Origin of the sequence: Amylibacter marinus, from assembly GCF_030160015.1 — a bacterium.
In the GTDB taxonomy this organism is placed as follows: domain Bacteria; phylum Pseudomonadota; class Alphaproteobacteria; order Rhodobacterales; family Rhodobacteraceae; genus Amylibacter; species Amylibacter marinus.
Genome location: NZ_BSNN01000004.1, coordinates 143,710 through 169,940, shown reverse-complemented (window position 1 = coordinate 169,940; position 26,231 = coordinate 143,710). Strand labels below are relative to the sequence as shown.

General features: G+C 49.8%; 28 protein-coding genes, 1 tRNA gene and 1 riboswitch. Of the genes, 19 read left to right on the top strand and 10 right to left on the bottom strand.

Features of this window, described 5'->3' with window-relative positions; all coding sequences use genetic code 11:
- Positions 1 to 2: 2 nt before the first annotated feature.
- Positions 3 to 773 carry an enoyl-CoA hydratase-related protein gene (locus tag QQL62_RS08060; protein ID WP_284377591.1) on the top strand — a complete coding sequence of 257 codons (771 nt, stop codon included), beginning with the start codon at positions 3 to 5 and terminating at the stop codon, positions 771 to 773.
- Positions 774 to 854: 81 nt separating this feature from the next.
- Here QQL62_RS08060 and QQL62_RS08055 read toward each other — a convergent pair whose 3' ends face one another.
- Together QQL62_RS08055 and QQL62_RS08050 are read right to left on the bottom strand one after the other, a co-directional pair.
- The gene (locus tag QQL62_RS08055) at positions 855 to 1,109 is read right to left on the bottom strand and encodes a hypothetical protein (RefSeq protein ID WP_284377588.1); all 255 of its coding nucleotides are present in this window, start codon (positions 1,107 to 1,109) and stop codon (positions 855 to 857) included.
- A gap of 229 nt (positions 1,110 to 1,338) precedes the next feature.
- A tRNA-Lys gene (locus QQL62_RS08050) sits at positions 1,339 to 1,414 on the bottom strand.
- Between the two features lie 106 nt (positions 1,415 to 1,520).
- On the opposite strand from QQL62_RS08050, the gene dapF reads away from it, so the two are divergent.
- The 5 genes from dapF to QQL62_RS08025 are packed head-to-tail and all read left to right on the top strand — an operon-like array spanning position 1,521 to position 5,149.
- A complete protein-coding gene (gene dapF / locus QQL62_RS08045; protein ID WP_284377586.1) occupies positions 1,521 to 2,363 on the top strand; it encodes a diaminopimelate epimerase in 843 nt (280 codons plus the stop codon).
- Positions 2,360 to 3,619, top strand: a complete 1,260-nt coding sequence (mtaB, locus tag QQL62_RS08040; RefSeq protein WP_284377584.1) for a tRNA (N(6)-L-threonylcarbamoyladenosine(37)-C(2))-methylthiotransferase MtaB — start codon at positions 2,360 to 2,362, stop codon at positions 3,617 to 3,619. The genes dapF and mtaB overlap by 4 nt, the downstream gene beginning before the upstream one ends.
- Positions 3,616 to 4,293, top strand: a complete 678-nt coding sequence (locus QQL62_RS08035) for a glutathione S-transferase (RefSeq protein WP_284377582.1) — start codon at positions 3,616 to 3,618, stop codon at positions 4,291 to 4,293. Before mtaB ends, QQL62_RS08035 begins: the two co-directional genes overlap by 4 nt.
- The gene (locus QQL62_RS08030) at positions 4,253 to 4,879 is read left to right on the top strand and encodes an FMN-binding negative transcriptional regulator (RefSeq protein WP_284377580.1); all 627 of its coding nucleotides are present in this window, start codon (positions 4,253 to 4,255) and stop codon (positions 4,877 to 4,879) included. The genes QQL62_RS08035 and QQL62_RS08030 overlap by 41 nt, the downstream gene beginning before the upstream one ends.
- 9 nt (positions 4,880 to 4,888) lie before the next feature.
- The gene (locus tag QQL62_RS08025) at positions 4,889 to 5,149 is read left to right on the top strand and encodes a hypothetical protein (RefSeq protein WP_284377576.1); all 261 of its coding nucleotides are present in this window, start codon (positions 4,889 to 4,891) and stop codon (positions 5,147 to 5,149) included.
- Here QQL62_RS08025 and QQL62_RS08020 read toward each other — a convergent pair.
- Both QQL62_RS08020 and QQL62_RS08015 read right to left on the bottom strand, forming a co-directional pair.
- Positions 5,146 to 5,502, bottom strand: coding sequence for an MmcQ/YjbR family DNA-binding protein (locus QQL62_RS08020; RefSeq protein WP_284377574.1), 357 nt, complete (start codon positions 5,500 to 5,502; stop codon positions 5,146 to 5,148). The two genes, QQL62_RS08025 and QQL62_RS08020, sit on opposite strands and share 4 nt — an antisense overlap.
- The gene (locus tag QQL62_RS08015; protein WP_284377572.1) at positions 5,499 to 5,939 is read right to left on the bottom strand and encodes a tRNA (cytidine(34)-2'-O)-methyltransferase; all 441 of its coding nucleotides are present in this window, start codon (positions 5,937 to 5,939) and stop codon (positions 5,499 to 5,501) included. Before QQL62_RS08015 ends, QQL62_RS08020 begins: the two co-directional genes overlap by 4 nt.
- A gap of 144 nt (positions 5,940 to 6,083) precedes the next feature.
- Between QQL62_RS08015 and petA the strand changes: the two genes are divergently transcribed.
- The 7 genes from petA to QQL62_RS07980 all read left to right on the top strand — a co-directional run bounded on the left by petA (position 6,084) and on the right by QQL62_RS07980 (position 13,558).
- A complete protein-coding gene (gene petA / locus QQL62_RS08010; RefSeq protein WP_284377569.1) occupies positions 6,084 to 6,629 on the top strand; it encodes a ubiquinol-cytochrome c reductase iron-sulfur subunit in 546 nt (181 codons plus the stop codon).
- Positions 6,630 to 6,640: 11 nt separating this feature from the next.
- Entirely contained in the window at positions 6,641 to 7,930 is a 1,290-nt protein-coding gene (locus QQL62_RS08005; protein ID WP_284377567.1) for a cytochrome b, read from the top strand.
- Between the two features lie 11 nt (positions 7,931 to 7,941).
- Positions 7,942 to 8,727, top strand: a complete 786-nt coding sequence (locus tag QQL62_RS08000; protein WP_284377565.1) for a cytochrome c1 — start codon at positions 7,942 to 7,944, stop codon at positions 8,725 to 8,727.
- Between the two features lie 203 nt (positions 8,728 to 8,930).
- Complete coding sequence (locus QQL62_RS07995; RefSeq protein WP_284377563.1) at positions 8,931 to 9,830, top strand: hypothetical protein; 900 nt, start codon at positions 8,931 to 8,933, stop codon at positions 9,828 to 9,830.
- 478 nt (positions 9,831 to 10,308) lie between these two features.
- Complete coding sequence (locus QQL62_RS07990) at positions 10,309 to 11,484, top strand: hypothetical protein (protein ID WP_284377561.1); 1,176 nt, start codon at positions 10,309 to 10,311, stop codon at positions 11,482 to 11,484.
- Between the two features lie 121 nt (positions 11,485 to 11,605).
- Positions 11,606 to 12,472 carry a hypothetical protein gene (locus QQL62_RS07985; protein ID WP_284377559.1) on the top strand — a complete coding sequence of 289 codons (867 nt, stop codon included), beginning with the start codon at positions 11,606 to 11,608 and terminating at the stop codon, positions 12,470 to 12,472.
- A 102-nt stretch (positions 12,473 to 12,574) separates the two neighbouring features.
- Positions 12,575 to 13,558: a hypothetical protein gene (locus QQL62_RS07980; RefSeq protein WP_284377556.1), complete on the top strand. Its 984-nt coding sequence runs from the start codon at positions 12,575 to 12,577 to the stop codon at positions 13,556 to 13,558.
- Here QQL62_RS07980 and QQL62_RS07975 read toward each other — a convergent pair whose 3' ends face one another.
- From QQL62_RS07975 to thiB, 3 genes are read right to left on the bottom strand one after another with little or no spacing between them, the layout of a single operon-like run.
- Positions 13,559 to 14,260, bottom strand: a complete 702-nt coding sequence (locus QQL62_RS07975; RefSeq protein WP_431355752.1) for a thiamine ABC transporter ATP-binding protein — start codon at positions 14,258 to 14,260, stop codon at positions 13,559 to 13,561.
- Positions 14,238 to 15,824, bottom strand: coding sequence for a thiamine/thiamine pyrophosphate ABC transporter permease ThiP (locus QQL62_RS07970; RefSeq protein WP_284377553.1), 1,587 nt, complete (start codon positions 15,822 to 15,824; stop codon positions 14,238 to 14,240). The genes QQL62_RS07975 and QQL62_RS07970 overlap by 23 nt, the downstream gene beginning before the upstream one ends.
- On the bottom strand, positions 15,800 to 16,804 hold the full coding sequence (gene thiB / locus QQL62_RS07965) for a thiamine ABC transporter substrate binding subunit (protein ID WP_284377549.1): 1,005 nt from the start codon (positions 16,802 to 16,804) through the stop codon (positions 15,800 to 15,802). Before thiB ends, QQL62_RS07970 begins: the two co-directional genes overlap by 25 nt.
- 35 nt (positions 16,805 to 16,839) lie before the next feature.
- A riboswitch (TPP riboswitch) is annotated at positions 16,840 to 16,934 on the bottom strand.
- 89 nt (positions 16,935 to 17,023) lie between these two features.
- On the opposite strand from thiB, the gene aroC reads away from it, so the two are divergent.
- Positions 17,024 to 18,127, top strand: coding sequence for a chorismate synthase (gene aroC / locus QQL62_RS07960; RefSeq protein ID WP_284377547.1), 1,104 nt, complete (start codon positions 17,024 to 17,026; stop codon positions 18,125 to 18,127).
- A gap of 59 nt (positions 18,128 to 18,186) precedes the next feature.
- Here the strand turns inward: aroC and QQL62_RS07955 are convergent, their stop codons facing one another.
- The 3 genes from QQL62_RS07955 to QQL62_RS07945 form a co-directional block, all read right to left on the bottom strand.
- Entirely contained in the window at positions 18,187 to 18,477 is a 291-nt protein-coding gene (locus QQL62_RS07955) for an HU family DNA-binding protein (protein WP_284378701.1), read from the bottom strand.
- A 189-nt stretch (positions 18,478 to 18,666) separates the two neighbouring features.
- The gene (locus QQL62_RS07950) at positions 18,667 to 19,653 is read right to left on the bottom strand and encodes a caspase family protein (RefSeq protein ID WP_284377546.1); all 987 of its coding nucleotides are present in this window, start codon (positions 19,651 to 19,653) and stop codon (positions 18,667 to 18,669) included.
- Entirely contained in the window at positions 19,640 to 20,311 is a 672-nt protein-coding gene (locus tag QQL62_RS07945; protein ID WP_284377544.1) for an OmpA family protein, read from the bottom strand. The genes QQL62_RS07950 and QQL62_RS07945 overlap by 14 nt, the downstream gene beginning before the upstream one ends.
- A gap of 144 nt (positions 20,312 to 20,455) precedes the next feature.
- Between QQL62_RS07945 and QQL62_RS07940 the strand changes: the two genes are divergently transcribed.
- The 5 genes from QQL62_RS07940 (at position 20,456) to QQL62_RS07920 (ending at position 26,160) form a co-directional block, all read left to right on the top strand.
- Positions 20,456 to 21,613: an acyltransferase family protein gene (locus tag QQL62_RS07940; RefSeq protein WP_284377542.1), complete on the top strand. Its 1,158-nt coding sequence runs from the start codon at positions 20,456 to 20,458 to the stop codon at positions 21,611 to 21,613.
- Positions 21,614 to 21,616: 3 nt separating this feature from the next.
- Positions 21,617 to 21,964 (top strand): STAS domain-containing protein, encoded by a 348-nt coding sequence (locus QQL62_RS07935; RefSeq protein WP_284377540.1) that lies wholly within the window; start codon positions 21,617 to 21,619, stop codon positions 21,962 to 21,964.
- A gap of 5 nt (positions 21,965 to 21,969) precedes the next feature.
- Positions 21,970 to 22,428, top strand: a complete 459-nt coding sequence (locus QQL62_RS07930) for an ATP-binding protein (protein ID WP_284377539.1) — start codon at positions 21,970 to 21,972, stop codon at positions 22,426 to 22,428.
- A 127-nt stretch (positions 22,429 to 22,555) separates the two neighbouring features.
- On the top strand, positions 22,556 to 24,391 hold the full coding sequence (locus tag QQL62_RS07925) for a DUF3131 domain-containing protein (RefSeq protein ID WP_284377537.1): 1,836 nt from the start codon (positions 22,556 to 22,558) through the stop codon (positions 24,389 to 24,391).
- Positions 24,388 to 26,160, top strand: a complete 1,773-nt coding sequence (locus QQL62_RS07920; protein ID WP_284377533.1) for a hypothetical protein — start codon at positions 24,388 to 24,390, stop codon at positions 26,158 to 26,160. Before QQL62_RS07925 ends, QQL62_RS07920 begins: the two co-directional genes overlap by 4 nt.
- Positions 26,161 to 26,231: the final 71 nt, after the last annotated feature.

Below are 26,231 nucleotides of genomic sequence, written 5' to 3'. Positions count from 1 at the left end.
CGATGTCCGATATAATTGAAGTAGAACGCCAAGGCGCGGTGGTTTTGCTGCGCTTGAATCGCCCAGAGCAACTAAATGCCTTAAGCCCAGAAACCGGCAGGCGCATCGTCGAAGAATTGACCCCCTTAGATCGCGATCCAGAGATCGGCTGTTTTGTTATTACCGGTAACGAACGCGCCTTTGCCGCTGGTGCGGATATCAAGGTGATGGCCGAAAAGAGCTATATGGATATGGCCGCTGAGGACTTTTTCTCGGAATGGGATGCCTTTGTGAATTTGCGTACCCCCAAGATCGCCGCCGTTAACGGATTTGCGTTGGGCGGCGGGTGTGAATTGGCCATGATGTGTGATTTCATTATCGCAGGCGAAGGCGCTAAGTTTGGCCAACCAGAGATAAAGTTGGGTGTGATCGCAGGCATGGGTGGATCACAGCGCATGACCAAACTAATCGGTCGTGCAAAATCAATGGATATGCATCTAACGGGACGCATGATGGATGCGGCAGAGGCCGAGCGTAGCGGCTTGGTCGCCCGTGTCGTAAGTGATGATAGCGTGGTATCAACGGCCCTAGAGGCTGCGCAAACAATAGCAGGATATTCAAAGCCCGTGGCGGCACTTGCGCGCGACGCGGTAAATCGCGCCGACGAGGTCAGCCTTGGCGAGGGACTATTGTTTGAGCGTCGCGTTTTCCATTCGTTGTTTGCAACAGAAGATCAGAAAGAAGGCATGCAAGCCTTTATTGAAAAACGCAAAGCGAACTTTAAGGGCCGCTAGTTCGAATCATTCCTTGGCTGGATCCCCTAGGGGCCAGCCAAGGACTTATGCTACAAGGGCATTTGCTTATGTGATGGCAAATTATTTGCGACGGCTTTGGGCCTTTTTAATCGCTTCCTGTAGCTCGGCATCGACTTTCACAGGCTTTAGCACATCAGGATTGCTGAGAATCAGAATGTTCACGCCCTTTACTTCAATCTCGCGAATGGAATCGCAGAAACATTGATAGCCACCCCAGCAAATCAGTTGGGTAGGAGGCTCGCAATTTATTTGTGCAGATGCAACGTTGGGGATGATCATACATGTCGAAATAAGTGTTGTTTTTAAAAGGTTCATTTTTTTTCCTAAAATATGCCCATAAATTTATTTTCATAGGCACTCTAATTGAACATTTAGGAGGAGAACATGCCACTTTGTAATCCAGAAAAGGTGAGTGAAATCACCAAGAATCTTTTGAAGATTCCCTAAGGGGATTGCAGAAAAGTGGAAAAGGAGCGGATGTGGGTTTACCAAATGAACACCACTGCCCTAACTAATTGAATTTTGATATTCGCTATAAGGAAAGTGGTGAGCCGGTCGGGGCTCGAACCCGAGACCTACTGATTAAAAGTCAGTTGCTCTACCAACTGAGCTACCGGCCCACACTGTGTGGCGCGGTTTAGGCCTGACAGCGGTTGGGGTCAAGCCTAAATCGGATATTTTTTTACGTTACTGGAATGATTGTTCCCACTGGTCTATATCAGGCCCATGCAACAGAGTTTTACATACCCAAATGGCTTGCCATTTTTAAAAATGCACGGTCTTGGCAATGATTTCGTGATCATTGACGCACGCGCAGAAGAATCGCCCCTAACGCCCGAACTGGCCCGCGCCATCGGCGAGCGTCATTTTGGCGTGGGATATGATCAACTGGTGGTTCTGACCTCCGCAGGGGATGCGGATGCGGCGATGGTATTCTGGAATTCTGATGGCTCACTGTCCAATGCCTGTGGCAATGCCACCCGCTGTATCGCACAGCTGTTGATGGACGAGGCCGGTCAGGAGGAAATCACCCTGCGCTCTGGCAATGGGTTGTTGCAGGCACTGCGGGGGGCTGATGGCCGGATTAGCGTAAATATGGGACACCCACAGTTATCGTGGCAAGATGTGCCACTGGCACAAGACGAGGATTTGATCAGCCTGCCCATTGATGGCTCGCCCGGGGCTGCGGGCATGGGCAATCCACATTGTGTTTTTGTGGTGGATGATTTGGCATCGGTGGATTTAGAGGCGCAGGGCGCGGCCATAGAATCCCACCCCCTGTTCCCAGAGAAAACCAACGTAGAATTTATTCAAGTCTTGGATCGCAGTACCATTCGTCAGCGCACGTTTGAACGTGGTGCAGGTGTTACCTTGGCCTGTGGATCTGGGGCATGTGCCGTTGCGGTGGTTGCACATCGCAAAGGATTAACCGAGCGCAAAGTACGCATAGAGCTAGACGGCGGCGTTCTGGATATCGATTGGCGCGCAGATGGCGTGTGGATGACGGGTGCGACTCAGCTGGTCTTTAGCGGCGTGCTTGCGCCCGAATTCCTAGAGGCATCGCTATGAAACCACCGATTTTTTCGACACAGGGATGCCGATTAAACGCCTATGAGACCGAGGCAATGAAGGACCTGGCGGCACAGGCGGGCCTGAATAACATGATCGTGGTCAATACCTGCGCTGTTACCGCCGAGGCGGTGCGCAAATCTAAACAAGAGATAAGAAAGCTGCACCGCGATAATCCAGAGGCACAGGTGGTGGTGACAGGTTGTGCCGCGCAGATAGAGCCTGAAACCTTTGCACAGATGGACGAGGTTGATCGTGTGGTCGGCAATACCGAGAAGATGCAATTGGATACATGGCAGGGCTTGAACCAAAACGGCATGTTTCTGGGGGATCAAGAAAAGGTTCAGGTGGACGACATTATGTCCGTGCAAGAAACAGCGGGGCATCTGATAGATGGCTTTGGCACACGTAGTCGCGCCTATGTTCAGGTGCAAAACGGGTGTGATCATCGCTGTACCTTTTGTATTATTCCCTATGGCCGTGGTAATTCGCGATCCGTTGCGGCGGGGGTGGTCGTAGATCAGATTAAACGTTTGGTGAATTCTGGGTTTAACGAGGTTGTACTTACGGGCGTCGACATCACCAGCTGGGGTGCAGACCTGCCACGTCAACCAAAGCTGGGCGATTTGGTTCAACGTATTTTAAAGCTGGTGCCAGATCTGCCTAGATTGCGGATCAGCTCTATCGACAGTATCGAGGCCGATCCCGCGTTGATTGATGCGATCGCATCTGAACACCGCCTGATGCCGCATCTTCATCTGTCACTGCAGGCGGGTGATAACATGATCCTAAAGCGTATGAAGCGGCGCCATTCGCGCGAGGATGCCATTAAATTTTGCACCGATATGCGAAAGGCCCGCCCTGATATCGTATATGGCGCAGATATAATTGCGGGATTTCCAACCGAAACTGACGAGATGTTTGAAAATTCCTTGAAGTTGATCGATGATTGTGGATTGACGTGGTTACATGTTTTCCCATTTTCACCACGCACAGGTACACCTGCCGCGCGTATGCCCCAATTGGACCGGGGCGAGATAAAGGCCCGCGCTGCGCGCCTGCGCAGTGCTGGGGCCGATGCGGTTTCGCGTCACCTACAGGGGCAGATTGGGCTCAAGCATCAGGTTTTGATGGAAAATGCGCGCATGGGCCGCACCGAAGGCTTTACCGAGGTGATTTTCGATGTGGATCAACCTAAGGGGGCGATTGTACCGGCACTGATTAAATCACATAGTGAAAAGCAGCTGATCGCATGACACAGACCTTACCTGTTTTATATAGTTTTCGCCGCTGCCCCTATGCTATGCGCGCGCGTATTGCGCTTTCACAGATGGGGCACCGCGTAGCGCTGCGCGAGGTGATTTTTCGCGATAAACCAGCAGAGCTGTTGGAAACATCGCCCAAGGGCACTGTGCCGGTCATGGTTTTACCTGATGGGCAGGTGATCGACGAGAGCTTTGATATCATGTGCTGGGCTTATCGTGATCGGCCCGTAACGGAGGCCGAGCGTACATTGGTACAGCGCTGTGATCTTGAATTCAAACCGTGGCTGGATCGTTATAAATACCCAGACCGGTTCAAAGATACTTCCAGAGACCAAGCCTTGGACAAGGCCTGTATCTTTATCGCAGAACTGGATCAGTTATTAGGCGCAACCCCCTATCTATCTGGCGATCAGCGCGGCTTTGCAGATATTGGCATTGCACCCTTTATCCGCCAGTTTGCACATGTGGATCGCCCGTGGTTTATGGCGCAACCTTTTGGCCGTGTTATTGCGTGGTACCAGGATTTCGTGGAATGGTATGGGTACAATGTAATCATGGACAAATATCCCAAATGGCAGAAGGGTGACGGGGTAACTGAAATGCCGATTGCAGAGGATATCCCCCATGTATCAAGCCCCCAGCTTTCACAAACAGACCAAGGCTAAGAACATTGAACTGGCCCGCAAGCGTGGGTTTGGGGTGTTGGGGGTGAATGGCGGCGGGAACCATCCGCCTTGTCTCGTGCATATTCCATTTGTGCTGAATGAAGCGGGAACGGAGCTGCGCGCCCATCTGATGCGCTCTAATCCAATTGCACGCTTGCTAACCCAGCCCCTACAGGCGGTGATGGCGGTGTCGGGGCCAGATGGCTATATCAGCCCAGATTGGTACGAGATCCCAGATCAAGTGCCCACGTGGAACTATGTCTCGGTGCATCTACTTGGGCTCCTATCGTTGTTGCCCGCCGAGGATCTTCAGCAAGTTATCGATGATACATCGCAGGTAATGGAAGAGCGCCTTGCCCCCAAGCCAGTATGGCATAGCCGCAAGATGCAACCAGATACCCTAGAGCGGATGACGCGGATGATTGTGCCAGTGAAGATGGAGATTACAGAGGTCACCAGCACTTGGAAATTAGGCCAGAACAAAGACGAGGGGGTGCGCCTAAGGGCGGCGCAGGCTGTTAAAACCAGCGGAATTGGTGTAGAATTGGATGAACTAAGCGCATTTATGCAAGATCCGCCAACCTAGGAGGTACCTATGGCATTCCCAATTATCCCGCTGGCGCTGGCGGTTAGCGCCGTATCGTTGGCCAAGAATATCAAGATATCGGCGCGCGACCAGCGTAGCGAGGATTGTCTTGATCGCGTGGCCGAGGGTACCAGTCTGCACCGCGACGCAGCTGGTGATCAGGTTAATCTGGCATCGCGCTGGAGACGAGAGTTGCGCTGGCGCGGCACCAATGCTGGTATTGTCATTGATGCGGCGGCCTTGGGGCGCATCCGCGTCAAGCGGCTTTAGCCCAGCCCCAGTTCTGCGCGCAATTTTTTGGTGAGCTTGGCGACCACCAAGTCGTAGGAATACTGGATGTGGTTTTTCAGCTCCTCATCGGTCAAGCCGCCCTCATCAAATTGCTGTAGCCATTTCATCCCGCGCGACGCTAGGTAGGGGGCGGGGCGGATGCCCGGCAATTCTTGTAAAACCTCAAAGGCGATATCGCTGACCTTGAAGGTAAAGGCGTCTGCGTCGCCATTCCAGCCGCACACCGCGAAGAGTTTGCCCCCCACTTTCCACACATCGGAATTGCCCCATTGCACCACATGTGTGGTCTGGGGCAGAGATTTGCAAAAGCTGTTGAATTCTGCGCGGTTCATCTGGTTTGCCGTAATCCTTCGCTAACCGCCATACCGGCGGTCATGGCCACGTTCAGGGAGCGAGCCGCCCCAAACATTGGCAGTTTTACATGCGCATCACAGGTGTTGTGCACATCCTCGGGCACGCCTGCACTTTCGCGCCCCATCAGTATAGTATCATCTGGGTGGAATTTGAAATCCCATAAAAGATCATCTGCCTTGGTTGTCAGCAAAACCAAGCGTCCCTTGGGGCGATTGATGAGGTATTTTTGCCACGAATTGTGGCGGGTCATATCGGCGATATCAGCATAATCCATGGCGGACCTACGCAGGGCCTTTAGCGACAACGGAAAACCGCAAGGTTCGATAATATCGAGGGGAATTCCGAAACAGGCTGATAGTCGAATCATCGCGCCAAGGTTCGGGGCAATGTCTGGTTGGTATACGGCTAGACGCATTTTTGGCTCTCTATTGCTAACTGCGGCCAAAAGGCCGCTAGACGAAAGGCACCTCTGCGTGTAAACCGCGCGAAGTAGTCAGATTCCGTCTGATTGATTTTGGTACTAAGCCCAACGTAGGGGCAAGGCAAGGGAGACGCATTCGTGTCCGAGAATGGAAACCGTCGCGATTTTTTATATGTCGCAACCGCATCAACAGGTGCTGTCGTAGGTGGCGCTGCCGTTTGGCCGCTGATTAATCAAATGAACCCAAGTGCCGATGTGCAGGCATTGTCCTCGATCGAGGTGGATATTTCGGGTGTCGCACCAGGCACACAGATCACCGTAAAGTGGTTGGGCAAGCCCGTGTTTATTCGCCGTCGTTCTGCTGATGAAATTGCAGCCGCGCGCGATGTAAGCATTGATGAGCTACCCGACACGAGTGACCGTAATGCCAACAAGCCTGACACGGACGCGTTGGATGAAAACCGCACCCTTGACGAAGCTGGCGAATGGCTGGTGATGATGGGTGTATGTACGCACCTTGGCTGTGTTCCCTTGGGAGATGCCGGTGATTTTGGCGGTTGGTTCTGCCCGTGTCACGGATCGCATTATGATACCGCTGGTCGTATTCGCAAAGGCCCCGCACCTGAAAACTTGCCGGTACCTATTGCAAGCTTTATCAACGCAACCACAATTAAACTGGGCTAGGGGGAAAGATCATGGCTGGAATTCCACACGATCACTACGAGCCAAAAACTGGCTTTGGAAAATGGCTACACACACGTCTGCCTGTTGTATCCCTTGTGTATGATACATTGATGATCCCAACACCCAAGAATCTGAATTGGATGTGGATCTGGGGTATCATTTTGACGTTCTGCTTGGTGTTGCAAATCATCACCGGCGTTGTTTTGGCGATGCATTATACGCCGCATGTTGATCTGGCCTTTGCCAGTGTCGAGCACATTATGCGGGATGTAAACGGTGGCTGGGCTATCCGGTATATGCATGCAAATGGGGCGTCTTTGTTCTTTATTGCGGTTTATGCACATATTTTCCGTGGCCTGTACTATGGTTCATACAAAGCACCACGTGAAATCACGTGGATTGTTGGTATGCTGATCTACCTGATGATGATGGCCACTGGTTTCTTGGGTTATGTATTGCCTTGGGGTCAGATGTCCTTCTGGGGTGCTACGGTTATCACGGGCCTATTTGGCGCGATCCCGGGTGTTGGGCCGATTTTGCAAGAATGGTTGCTGGGTGGGCCGGCGGTGGATAATGCCACGCTGAACCGCTTCTTCTCTTTGCACTACTTGTTGCCATTTGTGATTGTTGGCTTGGTTGCTGTGCATATCTGGGCATTCCACTCGACAGGTAACAACAACCCATCTGGTGTTGAGGTTAGACGCAAATCTAAGGCTGAGGCCGAGAAAGATACCGTACCGTTCTGGCCATATTTTGTGATCAAGGATTTGTTCGCGCTGGCTGTTATTATGACTATCTTCATGGCGATTGTTGGATATATGCCAAACTACCTTGGCCACCCTGACAACTATATCCCAGCGAATCCGCTATCGACGCCTGCGCACATTGTGCCTGAATGGTACTACCTACCGTTCTATGCGATCCTGCGTGCGATCACCTTTGATGTGTTGTTCTTGGATGCGAAATTCCTTGGCGTGTTGGCCATGTTTGGTTCGATTGCTGTAATGGCGCTGGCGCCTTGGACAGATACGTCACCTGTGCGTTCTGGCCGTTTCCGCCCAAAATTCAAAATTGCATTCTGGATTTTGGGACTGGATTTCATGGTGTTGATGTGGTGTGGCGCTCGCCCAGCCGAGGGCTTGGTTCCGCTGATTTCTTTGATCGGTGCGATCTACTGGTTCGCATACTTTCTGGTCATCTTGCCAGTATTGGGTTGGACAGAGAAAACCAAACCCGTGCCCGAAACTATCGAAGCTGACTTTGATGCGAAATATGCATCAAAATCTAAGCCAGCGAAATAAGGACTATAGCAATGAAAAAATTCATGAACACAGCCTTTAGTGCTTTGGTTGCTGTATCCGTCGCAACGGGTGCATTCGCGGCCGGTGGCGAGGGTCACATCGAAGATGTGGATTTCTCTTTTGAGACCCCATTTGGCAAATTTGACCAGCACCAGTTGCAACGTGGCCTGATCATCTACAAAGATGTTTGCGCCGCCTGCCATGGTTTGAAATTCGTGGCTTTTCGCACCCTTGGTGATGAAGGTGGGCCGCATCTTACAGCCGATCAGGTAAAGGCATTTGCCGCTGAGCATGATGTTTTCGATCCCGAGATCGATGATTTCCGCACGGCGAAGCCCTCGGATAAATTCCCCACATCAAGCGAGAGCCACATCCCAGATCTATCCTTGATGGCAAAGGCGCGCGCTGGGTTCCATGGCCCATATGGTTTGGGTATCAACCAAATCACCAAGGGTATGGGGGGCGCGGAATATATCGCCTCTATTCTGACCGGTTATACCGGCAAGGAAAAAGAGCAAGCAGGTCAGGTTTTTTATGAAAACACGGCCTTTCCTGGTGGTTGGATTGCCATGGCACCACCATTGGCGGACCAAGAGCTGGAATTTGCAGATGGCCATGATGGCACAGACCCCCATCACCTAGCAGAGGACGTTGCCGCGTTTTTGATGTGGACAGCCGAGCCTAAGATGATGGCGCGCCAAAAGCTGGGCTTTGTGTCTGTGGGGATGCTGTTGCTGCTGTCGGTTTTGCTGTACCTGACCAACAAGTCTCTTTGGAGAAAAGTTAAGTATAAGTGATCCTAAGTCATTTTTGAAATTGGGGGTGCCAGATTGGCGCCCCCTTTTTTGTATCAGTGATAATCTGCACTGTTTTTGGATTTTTTTATGAATTCATTGTGATTTTATAGTATTGGTTTCCTAAATGCTTCTGTGTGCAATGTAATTTCGATTCCAGAGGCAACGTTATTCTTAACCAGCGAGTAATGGTAAGTGAGGGCAATATGAAAAATCGGATTTTGAAAAACTACGTTAATGATACCAAAGGAATGGTTTCATTCGAGGCGATTTGGTTGATGCTGTTCCTGTCGTTCTTTTTTGCACCCACTGCGTATCTATACCGCACATCCGAAACATTTTTGCACGGGGTCTGGGCACAGCGCACCGCCGCGCGCAATAACTCGATTAACAGCTCTTGTTCCAGCAGTTGGTTTAACCCTCTGCCTGTTACAGGTGGGCTAGGAAGCCATGCGATCACAGCCACAGTCTGCGGCAGCCAAGATGGCCAAAACTACTTCTCCAGTCAAAATGATTATTTTTGGAAAAAGATGGATACCGCCGTTCAATCACCATTTTCTGACTTTAACCGGGATATGAAGGACGAAGCCGAGCACAAGACCTTTAAGGGTGATACATCTATCCTGACCACCAAGATGCTTGATCTGGGGGATGGCAATGGGGATATCATTAGTAATTTCCGTATTCCTGGAACATATACCGAATCTAATTTGTTGGTGCCGAACTCCAATTTCTGGACATTTGACAAGGTGCATTGGCGCGAAGGCCATGACAAAATCGTCTGGTCGAAGTTCACCAAGAACCAACGCTTGCTTTTCCCCGAGGTTTACCCATCGGCCGAAGGTACTGGTGGTGCAGGTGACGAACCCAGCGGATCACAGCCAACGTCAAGCCACGCGGGCGACGCTAGCAGTGTGGACGGGTTGAATACCTCTGGGAACTCTACCGAGCAAACAGATGCTGTTAACGCCAGCCAGGATGCGGCGGCAAATGCGGGTGGCGGGGATGCTGCTTCTGCAGCGGCGGATGCGGCCAACCAATCTGCGGCTGATTCGCAAGCGGCGGCAGATGCGGCGGCGGCAGAGGCCGCAGCGAACAACCCCTAATCTAACTCCTTGAATTGTAAAAGCGGCCCTCCTGCGACAGCAGGCTTGGGCCGTTTGTATTTTCAGGGGGGTGTTGCATCTAATTCATAAATAATCCGTCTATATTTTAAAAATTACATATAATTACTTGAAGAATAATTGTTGCGATCAAATGCACGCTAAGGGCGATATTATGGCTTGATTCAATATAGTTAAGATGATGTAAAGTTCCCATTATAAGGGGGACGATCCGATTAAATATTTTATTACGCAGGCGCAGAATTTTGCGCGAGATAACCGAGCAATGGTATCATATGAATCCGTGTGGTTGGTTTTATTCCTTTCATTTTTCTTTGCACCCACGGCCTATCTGTACCGGTATTCTGAATCTCATCTAGAGGCAGTTTGGGCTCAACGAACCAGTGCGCGGAATGAAGCGCTCAGCAATTCTTGCTCAAGCAGTTACTGGTCACCCGTGAACGTCACCGGAAGTGTCGGGGTGAATTCGCTCACACCGATCGTTTGCTCTAGCCAAGATGGCCAAGAAAGCCTTGATGCAGAGGAGCACTTTTGGACAAAAATGGATGCCGTTACGAATCCCGATTTTTCGGATTTCACACGCGATATGAAAGATGAGGCCGAACACAAGCTTTACTCGGGAAAAAGTAATGTCATTACCTTCAAAACACTCGAGTTAGGAGATGGCGGTGGTGGGATAGCAGGCTCTCTAGGCATTACCGCCACGCCTTCTCAGATTATGGTGCCCAATGCCGACTTCTGGACCTTTGATGAGGTTCATTGGAGCGAAGGTCACGATAAAAGGGTTTGTGAGGAGTTCACAGAAGATCAAAGGCTACTGTTTCCCAACGTTTATCCATCAGCTCCGGATTGTACAGACGATTCTCCTGCATCCACTGAGACACCGGTTGAGTCGAGCGCTACTGAGGTAGCTGCCAGCAGTACAGATTGTTCTGCAGGTGTATTTGGTAGCGGAGACACATTCTCTGGTGCGGCAACACAAACAGGATATGGCAGCCAATCTGGGAATCCAAGCACCCCCGATGCCACGAACAGCTCATCAGAATTTGGCGTGGACTGCAATTTTTTCTCTTCTGAATCAGAGGGCACTCAACTTGCTTCATACGAGGGTGAGAACACCGTTGCCTCTCTAGAGGGGGATCTGGGGTCTTGGGAAACCTCTGCCGATGGCTCTGCGATGGTGAATTTAGAAGAAGGCACAGCGACCTTGGAAGTTGGAGCAAATGGCGAAGCGAGCGTATATGAGCTGTCTGGCGAGGTAGAGCATAGTTCTCTTGATGGCGCATTGACTGGCAATGGCACCGGTGAAATCGACATCCTTGAGGTGGAAGCAGAGGTTTCTGCCGCGTTAGAGGCCAATTGGGCTGAAGGTTCGGTAACTGCTGAGGGTAGTGCAGGCATTGGCGCAAATATAATTGAGGCTGAGGGCGCAATTAGCGGTACCCTTGAGGCCGGTGGTTGGTCGATTACTGCAGAGGGCAACGCTTCTGCCGCGGTAGGGGCAAATGCATCTGCATCGGGAGAGTTTTCAATCTCTTCGAGTGGTATTACTATCGGCGGGAATGTAGCTGCTGCGCTGGGTCTGGGCGCGGGTATTGGCGGATCAATCACAATAAGTTGGCCACCTCTGTGGTAATTATGAAAGAGATTAGACGATGAAAATAAAAAAAATAGCTAGAACCGCCGTGTTGAGCGCTTCGATTGCATTAGGTTTCGGTGTACATGGTATACATGCGCAAACTGCTGGGGGTGTTGAAATGGTCCAATTTGCTGATACGCGAACCAATGTACAATTCAATCTACCGGCCGATGCCCAAGTAAGTGAAACGAGCCCAGTCAAACAGGTCGACAATGCCTTTTTGGTAGATGGTAAGCAGATCGCATTAATTCAATGGAAAAGCATGAAGGTGAAAATTACGGATTTCACTATTCCACGCGATATACACCATGTGGATTGGCTATCTGCCTATGCACGCTTTGCGAAGCTAAAGGTCACTGATCTAAAAACGCTCAATGGCAAGGATGGATTACGCTTTGGTTATGCCAAGTTTGCACGCGCCTCTAACCCTGACCAAAAAGTTCCAGCATTGCTCGCATTTGCTGGCGGTAAAGGGTATTTACTTCAAGGGGTTACGCTGAATGCAGAGCCATTGCTTAAAGGTATCGCATCTTCATTCAACGCCAAGGGTGCTGTTTGGGGCCAATATGAGCCAAAGAAATTGGTTCAATTGGATGGGAAATCTATGTATTTTAATGATGCCTTTGTGGCGCGCGATATCGCCAATGGTAAACGTACAGGTAAGTTGATTTCAAATAAGGCTAAGATTGAAGATTCCAGATTTATCTACACCATTAAATCTGGGCTGAATAGCTCGCACCAAGACAACACCCAGTCCTTTATCGATGAATTAGACAGTGCTGGGTTTAAGCGGAAACCCGCATCCAACTCTGAAACTGAGACCTCGTTTCATCTGTTGGCTTCGACTGGGGTGGAGTTTACCGGCACGATTAAATCCTTTGGTTCGTACTCTGTGTCTGCAATATTTCCCGCCCTTAATGAAGACCCATTGGGATGGCTCTCTGGCCGCTATTACTATGTAAACACCCAGCAATCCTTAAGATAGAATTGCGCAGCGTGAAGTTACCTATCGAGCACTTAGCGAAGGTGCTTGATAGGGTGCGAAATGAACAGGTTTCAAAATATTCGCCCATAGTAAAGATTACGTATGGGCGATAAGAACGTGAAATTATTTTCTACCTTCGCAGTGGCTCTGTCATTGGCAATCACAAGCTTTACAGGTGCAGCTATGGCCGAAAACGATCCGTATGACAGTGTGCTGTTCAAGCGTATCGAGAACAGCGAGCTAGGGGTTGAATTCTCTGTTCCAAAAGATGCAGAGGTAAAAACCGTATCTGGCGATGCCTCGGTTAAAAACCCGTTACTGGTGAACGGGAGGCGCCTGTTAAAAATTTCAGATGGCCCCGCTCAGGTTTCAGTTATCGCTTTTGATGTGAATTATGACTTTCATCCAATTGACTGGCTGGATCTATATGCTGAAATTTCGGGGTTGAATTCAGTCTCCGCAAAAATCTCTAAGAACTATGCTGGTGAGCGCCTTGGCGAGATGACCTATCTGCCCATTGACGGTAATTCAACCACGGCCTTGGCCTATGTAGCGATTGCTGGGAATACCGGCTACTTGATTATCGGGAGCACCCTAGAAAGCCAGGATTTGGTGGTAATCGCCGCTGGATCATTGGAACTAGACGCCCCGGGCTGGGGTGGGTTGGATGCCAAAAAAGAGATCACTATTGCTGGTCAAAGCTTCATGGTTCCAGAAACCTTTAGTGTGCATAATTCATCCAAAGACGGTAAAGAAGTTCGTGTGATCACCAATGGCCCAGAGGTTACGGGTAGCTCTATTGTGATGATTGTGAAGACATCCGATGATGCAGACCACGCCGATAACACAATGATATTTAAGAAAAAGCTAAAGAACCTGAAGTTACGTTCAGCCGTTCTTAGCCAAAACGATAGCCAAACAATCTTAAGCGCTGAGTCTGGCTCTGGGCAGCTCTTCACAGGCTATGTCTCGACGTTGGATAGTGGCTTTGTGATAGAATTGTTGGTGCCAAAATTGACATTTGGCCCAGATGCTTGGTTAACGGGACGTTCCTATTACATCGAGGCTATTCGGGCCCTGCGCTAATTAGCGGCCCAAATATTGGGCCAATACAGCGGGTGGATCAGCCATGAGATTCTGGGTGTTCATTGGCGCCATCGCGACCCCATCCGCAACCAGTACCGTTTGATCAGCAATGTAAATCGCATCCTCTGGTTGGTGTGTAACCATTAGCATAGATGCGTTGGTGGCATCGACGATTTCGCCAACCAAATCAAGCATTTCATGTTTAAGGGCAGGGCCAAGGGCGGCGAATGGTTCGTCTAGGCATAACAATGGTTTTTCCCGTAACAAACACCGCGCTAGTGCAATGCGTTGCTGTTGACCACCGGATAACTCTGCGGGGGTTTTGGCCCCCAGTCCGTCTAATCCGACGCGCGAAATTGCCTGTGCCACTGTTTCCCACTCCTGCGCATTGAGCCGCAGGTTGGGGCGAATACCAAGGGCGATATTTTGTTCAGCTGTAAGATGCGGGAACAGGTTGTGATCCTGAAACAATAGCGCGACGGGACGTGCGGCGGGGGCCATTTCTGTAATGTCTGCCCCCCCGAACAAGATCCGCCCGTGATCAATGGATTTGAAGCCTGCAATTGCCGATAGAAGCGTGGATTTCCCGCCACCAGAGGGGCCAAGCAAGGCGACCTTGTGCCCAGGGTCTATGGTGAAATTTGCCTCCAGCGTAAAGCTGCCCTGACTGATTTTGACGTTATCGAATGTTATGCTCAACACGGCCTCCTTGGTCGAAAATCCAAAATAGCGTAATGCTCAGCAGGATTAATAATAGCGCAACGCCAGCGGCGCTGGACAGTTGATAGTTTGACATCAAGCGGTACATCACCAAGGGCAGGGTTTCTAATTCAGGCGGAGCGAACAATGTAATTACGCCAAGATCTCCCATGGATAATGCGGCCGCCAGCCCCGCTGCGAATCCTGTTGGTCTGCGCAGCCGTGGCCAGATGGCCAATCGAAACCGCGCCCATGTTTGCATGCCAAGGCTATCTGCAAGCCGGCCATAATGATCCTCGGCGCGGATCATAGCAGGCAAAACAACGCGAAGACAAAATGGCAGGGCCATGGCCGCATTCACCAAGGCGGTTACAGGCAAGGCGATAGAGAAGGGCGAAATAAAGGGGAAAGTGATGACAAATAAACCAGTGCCAATGACAAAAGGCGACGTGGCAAGGGTGAGGAAACCGATTACCTCCATTATGCGACTGATACGTCGTTTTTTCTGGGCGATCCTGATGATTAGCATCGACATCGCCAGTGCCATCCCCACGGCTATCAACGCCGAAAAAACTGCCACCAGAACCGAATTCACAGCCGCACCCCATACCTGAAAGGGCAAAGAGAAGGCGGGGCCGATGCCACGCAAAAAAATCGTTAGCAACGGCAAAAACAGAAAACCGCAGACTAAGAACAGAACAGAAAAGTCAAAGATTCTATACCGCAGTGCCTTCGAGTCCCAGCGTTCCGGCGCTCTGTCCAACCCTTGAGAAAATTTCATGGGTTGGGAGATGAACATTGCGATTGTGCCGATAAAGGCGCAAATTCCGAACTGTATAAGGGCTAATTGAGATGCTTTTGAGAGATCAAATTCAAAGCGCAGTGCGTTATAAATGGCCAGCTCGATTGTCGTGGCCATGGGGCCACCCCCCAAGGCAAGGGCCACCGCAAAGCTGGAAATACACAGCAGAAATATCAACAAAAATGCCCCAGGAATAACGGCGCGCAGCATCGGACGTTCTAGGCGGGTGGAGATATCGGATGTGGACATGCCCAGTTGGGCGGCAACGCGAAAATGTTCTGCTGGGATAGACATCCACCCCTGTAAAATTAGGCGTGTTGCGAGTGGGATGTTGAAAAAAATATGTGCCAAAACAACTCCGCCAAACCCATAGATGTCAATGCGGTCTTGGCTAATTGCTTCTAGGAAGCTGTTGATATAGCCGGCGCGCCCCCACACTGCTATCAGGCCCAGAACAGCCACGATGGACGGTAGAATAAATGGGGCGCCAAGGAGTGTTAGAATAAAGGACCGCCCCATGAATTTACGTCGTGCTAGGGCGCGCGCGGTGGGGATTGCGACTGCGATGCTAATAATTGCTGATACAAAAGCCTGTGTGATCGAGAATTTTATTGCGGCCCAATCGGCGACTGTAAGGTTTGACGAAACATCGGCGCGCGCCCAAACAGCTAGGGTTGTGCCAAGTGTTAGAAAAAGGAGCAGCACAAATGCGCTGCCCCCGAAAACAAAGTGGATTGGCCTTATTGGCTGAGCGCGGTAAGCCATTCAGCGAGTGCCTCGTCTCGAATTGCGTCGGCCTGTTCTGCAGGAACAATCAGGCTGTTGCTTGGGGTTATCAATTGGTTAAAACCCTTGGGCAAACCAGTGCTGGGGAACACGGCAGGATACATCCAATTTGTGGTCGGGATGATATCTTGGAAGGCATCAGATGTCATGAATTTCAAGAATGCATCGGCCAACTCTGGTTGATCGGATGACTTCAATTTGCCCGCTACCTCGATCTGTAGGTAATGGCCTTCGTCAAATGCGGCCGCCGATTTGCTGGCATCATCTTCGGCGATCAGGTGGTAGGCGGGTGATGTGGTATAGGACAGAACCATATCGGCCTCGCCCTCTAGGAACATGCCATAGGCTTCTGACCAACCCTTAGTAACGGTTAGGATTTTAGGGGCGAGACCTTCCCAGATTTCTGGGGCGCGATTGCCATAGACCGCCTTAACCCACATCAGCAACCCCAGACCAGGTGATGAGGATCTTGGATCTTGGATCACTATTTTGAAATCATCTGGCTTGGCTATTAGATCATCAAAACTAGTTGGTGCATTTTCCAGTTTGGTATTGTCGTAAACAAAGGCAAAGTAGCCCCAATCATAGGGGAGAAATGTGTCGTCTTGCCATGTGATCGGCACATCCAGAACTGCGGGACGCTCAACGAGCGGGGCAAATAGATCCGTACTTTTGGCGCGGGCGGTTAAATTTGTATCTAGGCCAAGAACTAGATCGGCGTCTGTGCGGATCCCCTCTAGTTGAATGCGAGTCAAAAGCGATGCGCCATCGCCGGCCGCTACAAGTTTTAAATCACAGTCGCACTGCGCCTCGAATGCTTTTTCAACAGCGGGCCCAGGGCCCCAATCAGATACAAAACTATCATAAGTATAAACGATAAGTTCAGGTTTATCGTCCGCAATTGCGGTGCTGGCAAAGGTTAGTGAAATGCCTGCAGCAAGAAGTAATTTGGGTGTCATAATATTCTCCAATGGGCTACACGCGTAAGTCGGGTCGGTGCAACCGATACCTTCCCTACGCCGGTTCTATCCGGTTCAGGTTCAACGGGTTCTCAAAAGTCTCAGGCCGTGGCCTCCCCGAGGTATGGTTAACAATAATGTATATATAAAAATGCGCAAGCGATGGCTTTCGTTTGAGGGATGCATAGGATATGCAAGGCCAAGCTAAGGAGATGGTTTATGTCCACAAATTCTTTCGGTCGAATGTTCACGGTAACCACATGGGGCGAAAGCCATGGCCCCGCTTTAGGGGCCACGGTTGATGGTTGCCCGCCAAATGTAACCTTGGATGCAGATCTGATCCAGGTCTGGTTGAATCAGCGCAAACCGGGGCAAAATAAAAATACCACTCAGCGCCGCGAAGCGGATTTGGTCCGGATTATGTCTGGGGTTTTTGAGGGGAAAACCACAGGCATGCCAATTCAACTTATGATTGAAAACACCGATCAACGCTCAAAGGATTATTCAGACATAATGAATAAATTCCGCCCTGGTCATGCGGATATTACCTATTGGCAGAAATACGGCATCCGTGATTATCGTGGCGGCGGGCGATCCTCTGCCCGCGAAACTGCCGCGCGTGTAGCGGCCGGTGGAGTCGCGCGCGAGGCCATTAAACAGATCGCCCCAAATATCGAGATCAGCGGATATATGGTTCAAATGGGTGATCGGAAAATTGATCGCTCTCGATTCGATAGCGAAGCCATCCACCAAAATGATTTTTGGTGCCCAGATTCCGTGGCCGCACAAGAATGGGAAGAGTATCTAACATGGCTACGCAAAGAGGATCACAACAGTGTTGGTGCGATTATCGAAGTGGTTGCACGAAATGTCCCTGCAGGATTAGGCGCTCCTGTCTATGGAAAGATTGATACGGATATTGCCACCGCAATGATGTCGATCAATGCCGTAAAGGGCGTGGAAATTGGTGATGGTATGGCCGCGGCCAGTTTGACAGGGCGACAGAATGCCGATGAGATATCAATGGGGCCAGATGGGCCGGAGTTTTCATCAAATCACGCTGGTGGTATTCTAGGCGGAATTTCCACAGGGCAGGATCTGGTTTGCCGTTTTGCGGTTAAGCCAACTTCATCGATTCTCAGCACACGGAAAACAATCACCAAATCAGGTGAAAACACCGAAATCATCACAGTTGGGCGCCATGACCCCTGTGTGGGTATCCGAGCGGTACCGGTAGGTGAGGCAATGATGGCCTGCGTGATTTTAGATCATTTGTTGCTACACCGCGGACAGGTTGGTGAAAACCAAGGCCCGATTGGTTAGCAAAAGGCTCATAAAAAAGGCCGCCAATGGCGGCCTTGGTATTCAGATATTTATACCGATTAGGTATTGATTACGTCTTTCAACGCTTTTGCAATTGTTACTTTAGCAACGCGATCTGCTGGTTTTTGAATCTGCTCACCTGTTGCAGGGTTGCGAACCATACGCTCTGGGCGTGCGCGGCATTGGAATTTTCCAAGACCTGGTAGAGTTACTGCGCCACCGGCGGCTACCTCTTTGGATACAATACCAGCCAAAGCTTCTAGAGTTTGGTTTGCGGTTGCTTTGTCTGAACCACATGCATCTGCAAGGGCTGAAACAAGTTGAGTTTTTGTCATAGGTTTTTGTGTCATTGCTGCTCTTCCTTTTATGTTGAACTCTAAATCTATTACGGAAATAGGCGTTAATGAGCAGATATTGTAGATAAAACACAGGAAGGCCAAGCAAAAAATGCCGTAAACCCCTTGTTTTTAAGAGGGTTTAGGGGAAAACGAGGTGTAAACAGAAAAATGAGCGGAAAAGCGCGGATTACGGGGTGCATTTTAAGGTTGTCCATCCTTCAGACAGGCCGCCGGAAGAGGATCAGCCAGGCGTTCGCAGATTTCGGCTATTAATTCAGCGCGTATTTTCTGAGATTTCGGTACATCTACCGGTGCCTGAAAGCCATGCGATATTTCCGATAGAATCGGTTTTCTTCTGAACCCTGATTGCTGAAGCGAGCTTTGTATAGCACCAGTGTTGATCGCATCATTCAGGTAGGCATCTTCGGTGGGATTAATGTAGAAATTTGATACGAGCCCGGATGCCGTTTGAGGAATCTGGGTGCCATCTGAATTTACAATCACATCACGCCGGACAGCGCGCAAAACAACCTCGATGTCTGTGTTTTCGGTGCGCAGGTTGTCCAACAGCGCACCAGTGAAAAGGCTATGCCCCCCTGTCCCATCAAAGGCGGCTGCACCAGTTGTGGATGCAAATGAGATTATTGTGCCAATTGGTGGAATTCTGGGCGCCAAGGGATCAAATCGTATGCTGCGATTTGCGGATTCAATTGTAATCGGCTCTCTACAGGCATCGAAGAAGATCATATTGATTTTGCTATTTGTTGATTGGGCCGCTTGAATATCTTTTACACTGGTTAGCGTGTTATCTGACGCTATTTCTGCGGGATTGAAATCAACACCAAACAGAACGTTCTGCCCATTGATCGCTGCGCCGTGGCCAGAAAAATACACCGCGGTGACATCAGATTTCTGGCTGCGCAATTCAAATGCGCGTAGGGCAGTTTTCAATTCTTTTTGATTGACGTTTGTCGCCAGCAAGACCGTGAACCCCAAACTGGCCAAGGTTTCAGAGATAGTTTCCGCATCATACTGCGGGTTCTTTAATTGGGGTAGAGATTGGTATTGGGCGTTGCCAATCACCAACGCAAGGCGTGCCTCTTGGGCCAGCCCCGCAGTGGTAGATACCGCTAAGGTCAGCGTCAGGAAAAGGGCCCTAAGCCAAATCAGAGGGTTAGGTGCATCCATCAGTGGCGTCCTTGGTTAAAAATTCTACACGGCGATTGCGTGCATCACTTGGTGGAATGTCAGGTAGTAACGCATCCTCTCCTGCGGCCGAGATTTGTATACGCTTAGGATCCACTTTGCCCGTCTCGGCAAGGTAGGTTGCCACCATCACCGCACGTTTTTGCGAGAGTTTTTTATTGTATTCGGGTGCACCAGAGCTGTCAGTATGTCCGGTGATTCGCAAACAGGCACTGCCCAGCGCACTGGAGCTGAGCACCGTTGATAATCTGGTTAGATGCTCTTTGTATTCAGGTTCCAGATCAAAGGAATTCAGGGCGAAATGAATGAAATACCCGTTCTCTGATTTGGCGGCCTTATGGTCTACATGGTCTACGCTACCTTTTTGAACCGCTACTTTGGGTTGTTTTGATGGGGGTTTTACAATGATGGTTTCGGTGGTTTGGGCGGTGGCGTTATTTTTCAATTTGCCATTTAACCGAATGACGATTCCCTTAGTTTGCCCCAATGGAACGGTCAGGCACCCCTTCGGGGGGGCAAGATTTAACACCTTGGCGATGGCGCAGTTGCTGGCATCAATGGGCAGCTCGGTTTGGACCTGCGCCATGGATGGCGTGGCACCCAGCACCATAGCCGTAAAAATAATACTTGGGCGATACATGATACATCCTTTGGTTTCGTTGCCCTGTTAGAGTTACCCCAGAGTGTCTAACGATGTGTTTACACTTGCAGGGTGTGAAAAATTTTAGAGAAAAAGGTTTTGGTAGGAATTTTGTGCGACCACAGACAAAAGTCGGAGGTCTACATGAACAAAATGAAACACGCACCGTCCAGAATGGTTTGGCTGGATTGTCTTCGGCTTATGGCGGGCGTTTCGATGGTTGGCTTGCATGCCAGTTCTGACACTGCAGGTCAGCCATTTCCTGAATTTGAGATCGCAGAGCGTGTTGGCCCGGTTCTGTTTCGCGCTGTGATCTATACCGCACGCACAGAGCTGTTTTTGATTATTTCTTTGTTCCTGTTGGTTATGTCGCTTGATAATCGCGAGCGCGGCTATGGCGCAACGATCAAGGAACAGGCGCGCAGATTGTTGGTGCCATTTGCCTTTTGGGTGGTGTTTTTCGCGTTTTACCGGCTCATCAAGGCGGGCCATTTTTCCTATGATGGCGTGATTTGGCATGAGCTTAGCCAGCCCAGTAGCTGGGCCAGCTACTTTTTACTAGGCAATGTACAGTATCACATGCATTTCCTGCCTACACTATTTGGGCTGGTTTTGTTTTTTCCCTTATATCGAGTAGCGGTTGATCGGCCTGCGTTAGGTGCAATTATTTTGGTTTGTTTGTTTTGTAAGCGAGAGGTGGATGTCTGGATTTGGAGCACCCTAAAAGATATGATGGGGTTCGAATATCTGGTGCGCGGGGTTAAGCTGTTCACCTATGCGGGATACGGAATAGTCGCTGCCAGTTTTTATGGCTTTTTAAAATCTAGACCCTCTGAGCAGGCCTTGCGGCAGCTGTTCTGGGCCTCGATTTATCTAGCTTTGCTGCTGTTTACGGTGAAACTGGTTTATTCACATCGCGTTATTTTGCACGGGAACTGGCAATATAATTTTACCCCCGCTTATTGGGCGGATTTTTTGATGCCTGTGGCGCTATTTGGGATATGCATGGCCGCGATGAATGCGAACTGGCCGCCCGTGATTTCGACAATGGCGCCCTATAGTTTTGGTATCTATCTTGTGCATCCCATTTTCCTTGACCTGTTGGAAATAGCACTTTGGCATCAGAAATTAAGCCCCTCTTTATTTGTTGCTCTTAAAACTGGGGGAGCGATCCTTGGTGCTGCGGTGTTTGTCTGGATGTTGGGCAAAACGCGCTCGTTGGCTTGGACCGTTGGACTTGGTCGTTTGCCAGCGTTCAAGCGTCCCGAATTTTTAAACAGAAGTAAACTCTTGAAGGAGTGAGAAATGAACTTTGAAACGACAAACCACGATGGAAAGCTGTTGGTGACATTGCAGGAGTCGCGTTTGGACGCCGCACTTGCGGTGCGATTTAAATCCGCATTGAAAGAATTGGTCGACGATGGAACCGAGCATATGATCTTGGATATGTCTCAGGTCGATTTCATGGATTCGTCTGGCCTAGGTGCAGTGGTTGCACATATGAAATATATGGGGGCCGACAAAACATTTGAAATTTGTGGTCTCACGCCAACCGTAGATAAAGTGTTTAAACTTACGAGAATGGACAGCGTGTTTAGTATCGCGGTGGATGCCGCTAGCGCGCTGGCCAGCGATCAAGATATGGCAGGTTAATCCACGTGAATTTTCGTATTTCCCCACCTGTTTTCCGCTCTGAATTCAAAAGTGAGCAGAGCCGCATTACATCTACCGTTGCCGAGGCCGCTGTTTGGCTTCGGAAAACTGTGCCAGACGAGGATGCAGTCCAAAACTGTGAAATCGTCTTGGCTGAGGCGCTCAACAATGTTGTTGAGCACGCCTACAAGTATCAACCAGACAAGGATATCGCACTTGAGCTTCAGCAAACCGAAGCATCAATAGAAATTTTCATCAAGGATTCGGGTGATCAATTCCCTGGGGTGCCTCAAAAGAAACCATTGGATCCATTGACTTTGGATCTAGAGGATCTGCCTGAAGGTGGTTTCGGATGGATGATGATTCAGGCTCTGACCAAGGATATTTATTACAGTTATACAGATGGGAAAAACAGTCTTCAGTTGTCCATTGCCGTTAATAGTAATGCCGACAGCAATCATTAGAATTGATTCAAATTATCGATAAGTTTCAAGAGAAGTATTTATCTAATTAGAGCATTCTTTACGTTCCGAATGTTAGTAAATTTCTAAAGACTTCACAATCAAGGCACGTAGATAAAAGTGAGAATTCATGACCCAGCACATTGAAAAAATTGCAATCGGAGCCTTTGTTATTTGCTTCTTGGGTGTGGCTGGCGCTGTTCTTGTAACGCTTGGCAGTAAGGTTAGTGAAACAATTTCACACAATTCTGCAGAGCTTCGCCAACAGCAGGAATTGGCGCATGCCGCTGCGCTACGTCGCGCGGAAACCGATGGGATTGCATCTGAGTTCTTGCGGAACAACCCTGAATATTCTTTGGTTTCATCGTCTGACCTGCCAGACGGTACAGAGTTTCAGGCAGATAAAAGTGCTGCATCGCAGGTAAATCTTAAGAATGCGGCAGAACACGAATTACCAAACCTGCTAAAGGGCTCTTTGCCTGCGCAAACGCTAAGCACTCAGACTGGAGCCAAAGCAACGGTAAAGCCGCCACGCATGTGTGACATGCCAGAGGATTACTTCGAAAAACTTGCTGAAAACGAGCCGGATTTTCAACCTGGTTATACGGAAACAAATGGGTTTGTGCGCCGCTACAAAGCGCGACGCGGTATGTTAAATGAGCGTGAAATGCTGGCAGCCAAAGTTGCTTGGGGCTACTTCGAGAAGTTCACTCAAGAAACAACAGGATTGGCTAATTCTGTGGGTAGCTACCCCTCCACAACACTCTGGGATACAGCATCATATGTTAGCGGTTTGGTCGCGGCCTATGAGCTGTGCCTAATTGAGAAACCTGAATTCGACAAACGCTTGATCCAGCTTTTGACTACTATTAAGGGATTGAAGTTGTTCCGGAATGAAATGCCAAACAAGGTGTATCATACGAAAACCGGCGCTCAGGTAGACTATACAAATAAACCAGGTGAAATTGGGTTCTCTGCCCTAGATATTGGCCGATTTATGGTTTGGATGCGCATCTGCCGCAATCGCTATCCTTATTTGGCGAACACAATCGATAATATGTTGCTGAAATGGGATTACACGCACGTTGTCGACGAAGAAGGCATCATGTGGGGAGCCGCGGTCGATAAGGAAACCAAAGAAACAATTTATACCCAAGAGGGACGTTTGGGATATGAAGAGTATGCGGCCAAGGGGTTTGCGCTTTGGGGATTTAAGCCGTATTTTGCACATCGCGCCGAACCATTTCTTACGACGAACATCTTTGACGTGCGGGTTCCATATGATGGGCGCGATCCGCGAGTTTTTCACTCGCAAAATTATGTAGTAACAGAAAGTTATCTCTTAGATGGATTAGAGCTAGATTGGGATATGCCGCATGATGATGTGACCTCAGATCACCTGCATTCGGATGGCTGGCGCGCAGAATTTGCAGATCGAATTTATCAGGTACAACATAACCGTTTTGAGCGCGAAGGGTTCATGACCGCTCGCTCAGAACACAATGTGAAGGGCCCTCCCTATTTCACCTATGACACCATTTTCTCTGACGGGTATCCTTGGAATACCGTAACCCCGCGTGGAGATTATTCTCCTGATCATGCTGCAATCGCTACAAAGGCGGCCTTCGGCCTTTGGTCTCTATGGGAGAGTTACTATACGGATATTCTATATGATGCTGTGATCGAATTGTTCGACCCTGAGCGTGGATTCTACGAAGGGCTATATGAGGGTGGTAACGGACATATTGAGATCCAAACTGCAAACAACAACGGCATTCTTTTGGCGTCTTTGCTTCACAAGGTTCAAGGTAAGATTCTAACCCCTGGGAATGGCGGCTCAGAGGTTTGGTACACTCGGTATCGCGATCGAGATATCCGGATTCGCAAAAATCTACCCGACCCGCCACAAGAAGCAGACTGGTTACCTGCCTATAGACACCCTGCACAATTAGAGGAAACACAATGAAGAACTTAACGAAAGCTTTGATGGTGCTTATCCTTCCGATCGTGGCATTACCCAATACGGTTTCTGGGCAATCGGCGCAGCAGCAGGGGATCAGCAATACCACCCAAATTTTGGATACATCCGTTCTGTTTGCTATCGGCGCTAGAGAGGCAGAGCAGGCTATCCGCGGCTCATTTGGCTGGCCAACATTTCAAGAAGGATTTGTCGATAAAGTATATTTTCGTTTTGATCCGGACGGCTATGCAAGGTTTAGCTCTAGTCCGAGATTAGATGAGGATGTGTTCGAGGTGATTTGTGCTGAAAGTTCGACCGCCTGTTTGGCAAAAAAGGAAAGTATCGAAATAGGTCTTACATCTGCGGGGCAAATTCAAATCCGCCTTCCAGGGATTACCCCAGAGGACAGTTTCTTCCTAACGGATCGTAAGAGTGAATTGCCCGTTCCGCCGACGATCCTTGAGCCTCTGGACGCAAGATTGGAAACTCTGCTTGCCAGCAGTGCAGATTTGATTGTAAAGCGACAGGTCGAAACGGTTCAAACGATTTCTCTTTCTGGGTTTTCAGCGGTCGTTACATATCTACGTTGGGTCGCACAGGGGCAGAACTCGCGGGTTTTCCCACGGGGGTGGCCGGTTCCCGCCCAAGGGTTGCAGCAAACTGCTGGTGGGTTAACACAACCTGATTTGTGGAACAGTCCGAATACCGGTCCGCAACAGGCAGTAACGACATTTTCTCAGCAAACAAATGCTGGACAACAACAGGTAAATGCTCAATTCCAGCAAATTCCCTACGGGCAGAACCCACAGTTTGGTGTACAGGGAGCCGCTTTTCAACAGCCAAGTTTTGCTGCTACATCTAATATTAATGGATTCCAAGTGCAAAACCCCATTCAGGCGCAAGGAGCGTTCGCTCAAAATACAGGATTACCAGTGCCTAGCGCAAGCGGTTTGAACGCATCTGCCATTGACCCCGTTCAAGAGCAGATTTTGGCCCTGCAAACTCAGTTGGCGAATTTGCAAAGCCAAAATAACGCTGCGGATCTAGCGACTGCCCAGTCAGGTGCAATAGCAGAGCAGACCACAGATGACTTTGGGCAAAGCTTTGCTGAGCAGGCGCAGGGGCGCAGCCTACCAATCCCCAGCGGGTTTAGCGCGGCAGATAAGTTGGTTCCGATCCCTGAGAATACAGTATCAAACGCGCAGGCTCTTGGCAGTGGCGGACAGTTTTCGCAAGCAGCGCAACCGATGTCTGCGGTTTCTACGCACGAGGTTTTAGAGATGCAAAAACGTATATACGTTTTAGAAACAGCGTTGCAGGATCTGCGACACGAGTATCAAACTGAGCTGAGCAGTCTGCGTTGGATGATGACGCGAACTGCGCAAAATTCGGGTGGGTTAGCGCCTTCTAAAAATACGCTACCGTCGATGGCGGTGACACCGACGGCGCTTCCGCAACCTGTTGCAGAAGTTGAAATGAGCCCGCTAGAAAAACTCCTGCTGGAAAGGCTTGGTCGCCCTGAGGTAACGCCCTCGGATAATGTGGTGTCAGTGGATAGCAGTCTGCCTAGCGCTAAAACCGACCCGCAAACGGATTTGGTGTCACAACTGCTTCAGGAGCTTCAAGGGGGAACAGCGGATGTGCAACCTATTGCAGAGCCAGTAGCTGTCGAAACGACCGTGAAACCAATACCCGATGAAGAGCCAGAGTTCGTAACCCTGTCGGATTATATCAACGAAGTCTTGAAGTCAGAGAGCCAGAAAAATGCGCAGTAGTCGAACGCGCGCGTCAAAAAGGCGAGTTGAGCAAGGACAGAAACTTGAGAGAGCACAATGAACAATAAATC

Coding starts and splice junctions, on each gene's coding strand:
- thiB (WP_284377549.1), bottom strand. CDS start 16,804: ATGACACCCAAATTACTTCTTGCTGCAGGCATTTCACTAACCTTTGCC.
- QQL62_RS08025 (WP_284377576.1), top strand. CDS start 4,889: ATGGCATTCCCAATTATCCCGCTGGCGCTGGCGGTTAGCGCCGTATCG.
- QQL62_RS07995 (WP_284377563.1), top strand. CDS start 8,931: ATGAAAAATCGGATTTTGAAAAACTACGTTAATGATACCAAAGGAATG.
- QQL62_RS07935 (WP_284377540.1), top strand. CDS start 21,617: ATGAACTTTGAAACGACAAACCACGATGGAAAGCTGTTGGTGACATTG.
- QQL62_RS08000 (WP_284377565.1), top strand. CDS start 7,942: ATGAAAAAATTCATGAACACAGCCTTTAGTGCTTTGGTTGCTGTATCC.
- QQL62_RS07950 (WP_284377546.1), bottom strand. CDS start 19,653: ATGGATGCACCTAACCCTCTGATTTGGCTTAGGGCCCTTTTCCTGACG.
- dapF (WP_284377586.1), top strand. CDS start 1,521: ATGCAACAGAGTTTTACATACCCAAATGGCTTGCCATTTTTAAAAATG.
- mtaB (WP_284377584.1), top strand. CDS start 2,360: ATGAAACCACCGATTTTTTCGACACAGGGATGCCGATTAAACGCCTAT.
- QQL62_RS07920 (WP_284377533.1), top strand. CDS start 24,388: ATGAAGAACTTAACGAAAGCTTTGATGGTGCTTATCCTTCCGATCGTG.
- QQL62_RS08060 (WP_284377591.1), top strand. CDS start 3: ATGTCCGATATAATTGAAGTAGAACGCCAAGGCGCGGTGGTTTTGCTG.
- QQL62_RS08055 (WP_284377588.1), bottom strand. CDS start 1,109: ATGAACCTTTTAAAAACAACACTTATTTCGACATGTATGATCATCCCC.
- QQL62_RS07945 (WP_284377544.1), bottom strand. CDS start 20,311: ATGTATCGCCCAAGTATTATTTTTACGGCTATGGTGCTGGGTGCCACG.
- QQL62_RS08030 (WP_284377580.1), top strand. CDS start 4,253: ATGTATCAAGCCCCCAGCTTTCACAAACAGACCAAGGCTAAGAACATT.
- QQL62_RS07980 (WP_284377556.1), top strand. CDS start 12,575: ATGGGCGATAAGAACGTGAAATTATTTTCTACCTTCGCAGTGGCTCTG.
- QQL62_RS07985 (WP_284377559.1), top strand. CDS start 11,606: ATGGTCCAATTTGCTGATACGCGAACCAATGTACAATTCAATCTACCG.
- aroC (WP_284377547.1), top strand. CDS start 17,024: ATGTCCACAAATTCTTTCGGTCGAATGTTCACGGTAACCACATGGGGC.
- QQL62_RS08005 (WP_284377567.1), top strand. CDS start 6,641: ATGGCTGGAATTCCACACGATCACTACGAGCCAAAAACTGGCTTTGGA.
- QQL62_RS08015 (WP_284377572.1), bottom strand. CDS start 5,939: ATGCGTCTAGCCGTATACCAACCAGACATTGCCCCGAACCTTGGCGCG.
- QQL62_RS07940 (WP_284377542.1), top strand. CDS start 20,456: ATGAACAAAATGAAACACGCACCGTCCAGAATGGTTTGGCTGGATTGT.
- QQL62_RS07955 (WP_284378701.1), bottom strand. CDS start 18,477: ATGACACAAAAACCTATGACAAAAACTCAACTTGTTTCAGCCCTTGCA.
- QQL62_RS07925 (WP_284377537.1), top strand. CDS start 22,556: ATGACCCAGCACATTGAAAAAATTGCAATCGGAGCCTTTGTTATTTGC.
- QQL62_RS08020 (WP_284377574.1), bottom strand. CDS start 5,502: ATGAACCGCGCAGAATTCAACAGCTTTTGCAAATCTCTGCCCCAGACC.
- QQL62_RS08035 (WP_284377582.1), top strand. CDS start 3,616: ATGACACAGACCTTACCTGTTTTATATAGTTTTCGCCGCTGCCCCTAT.
- QQL62_RS07970 (WP_284377553.1), bottom strand. CDS start 15,824: ATGGCTTACCGCGCTCAGCCAATAAGGCCAATCCACTTTGTTTTCGGG.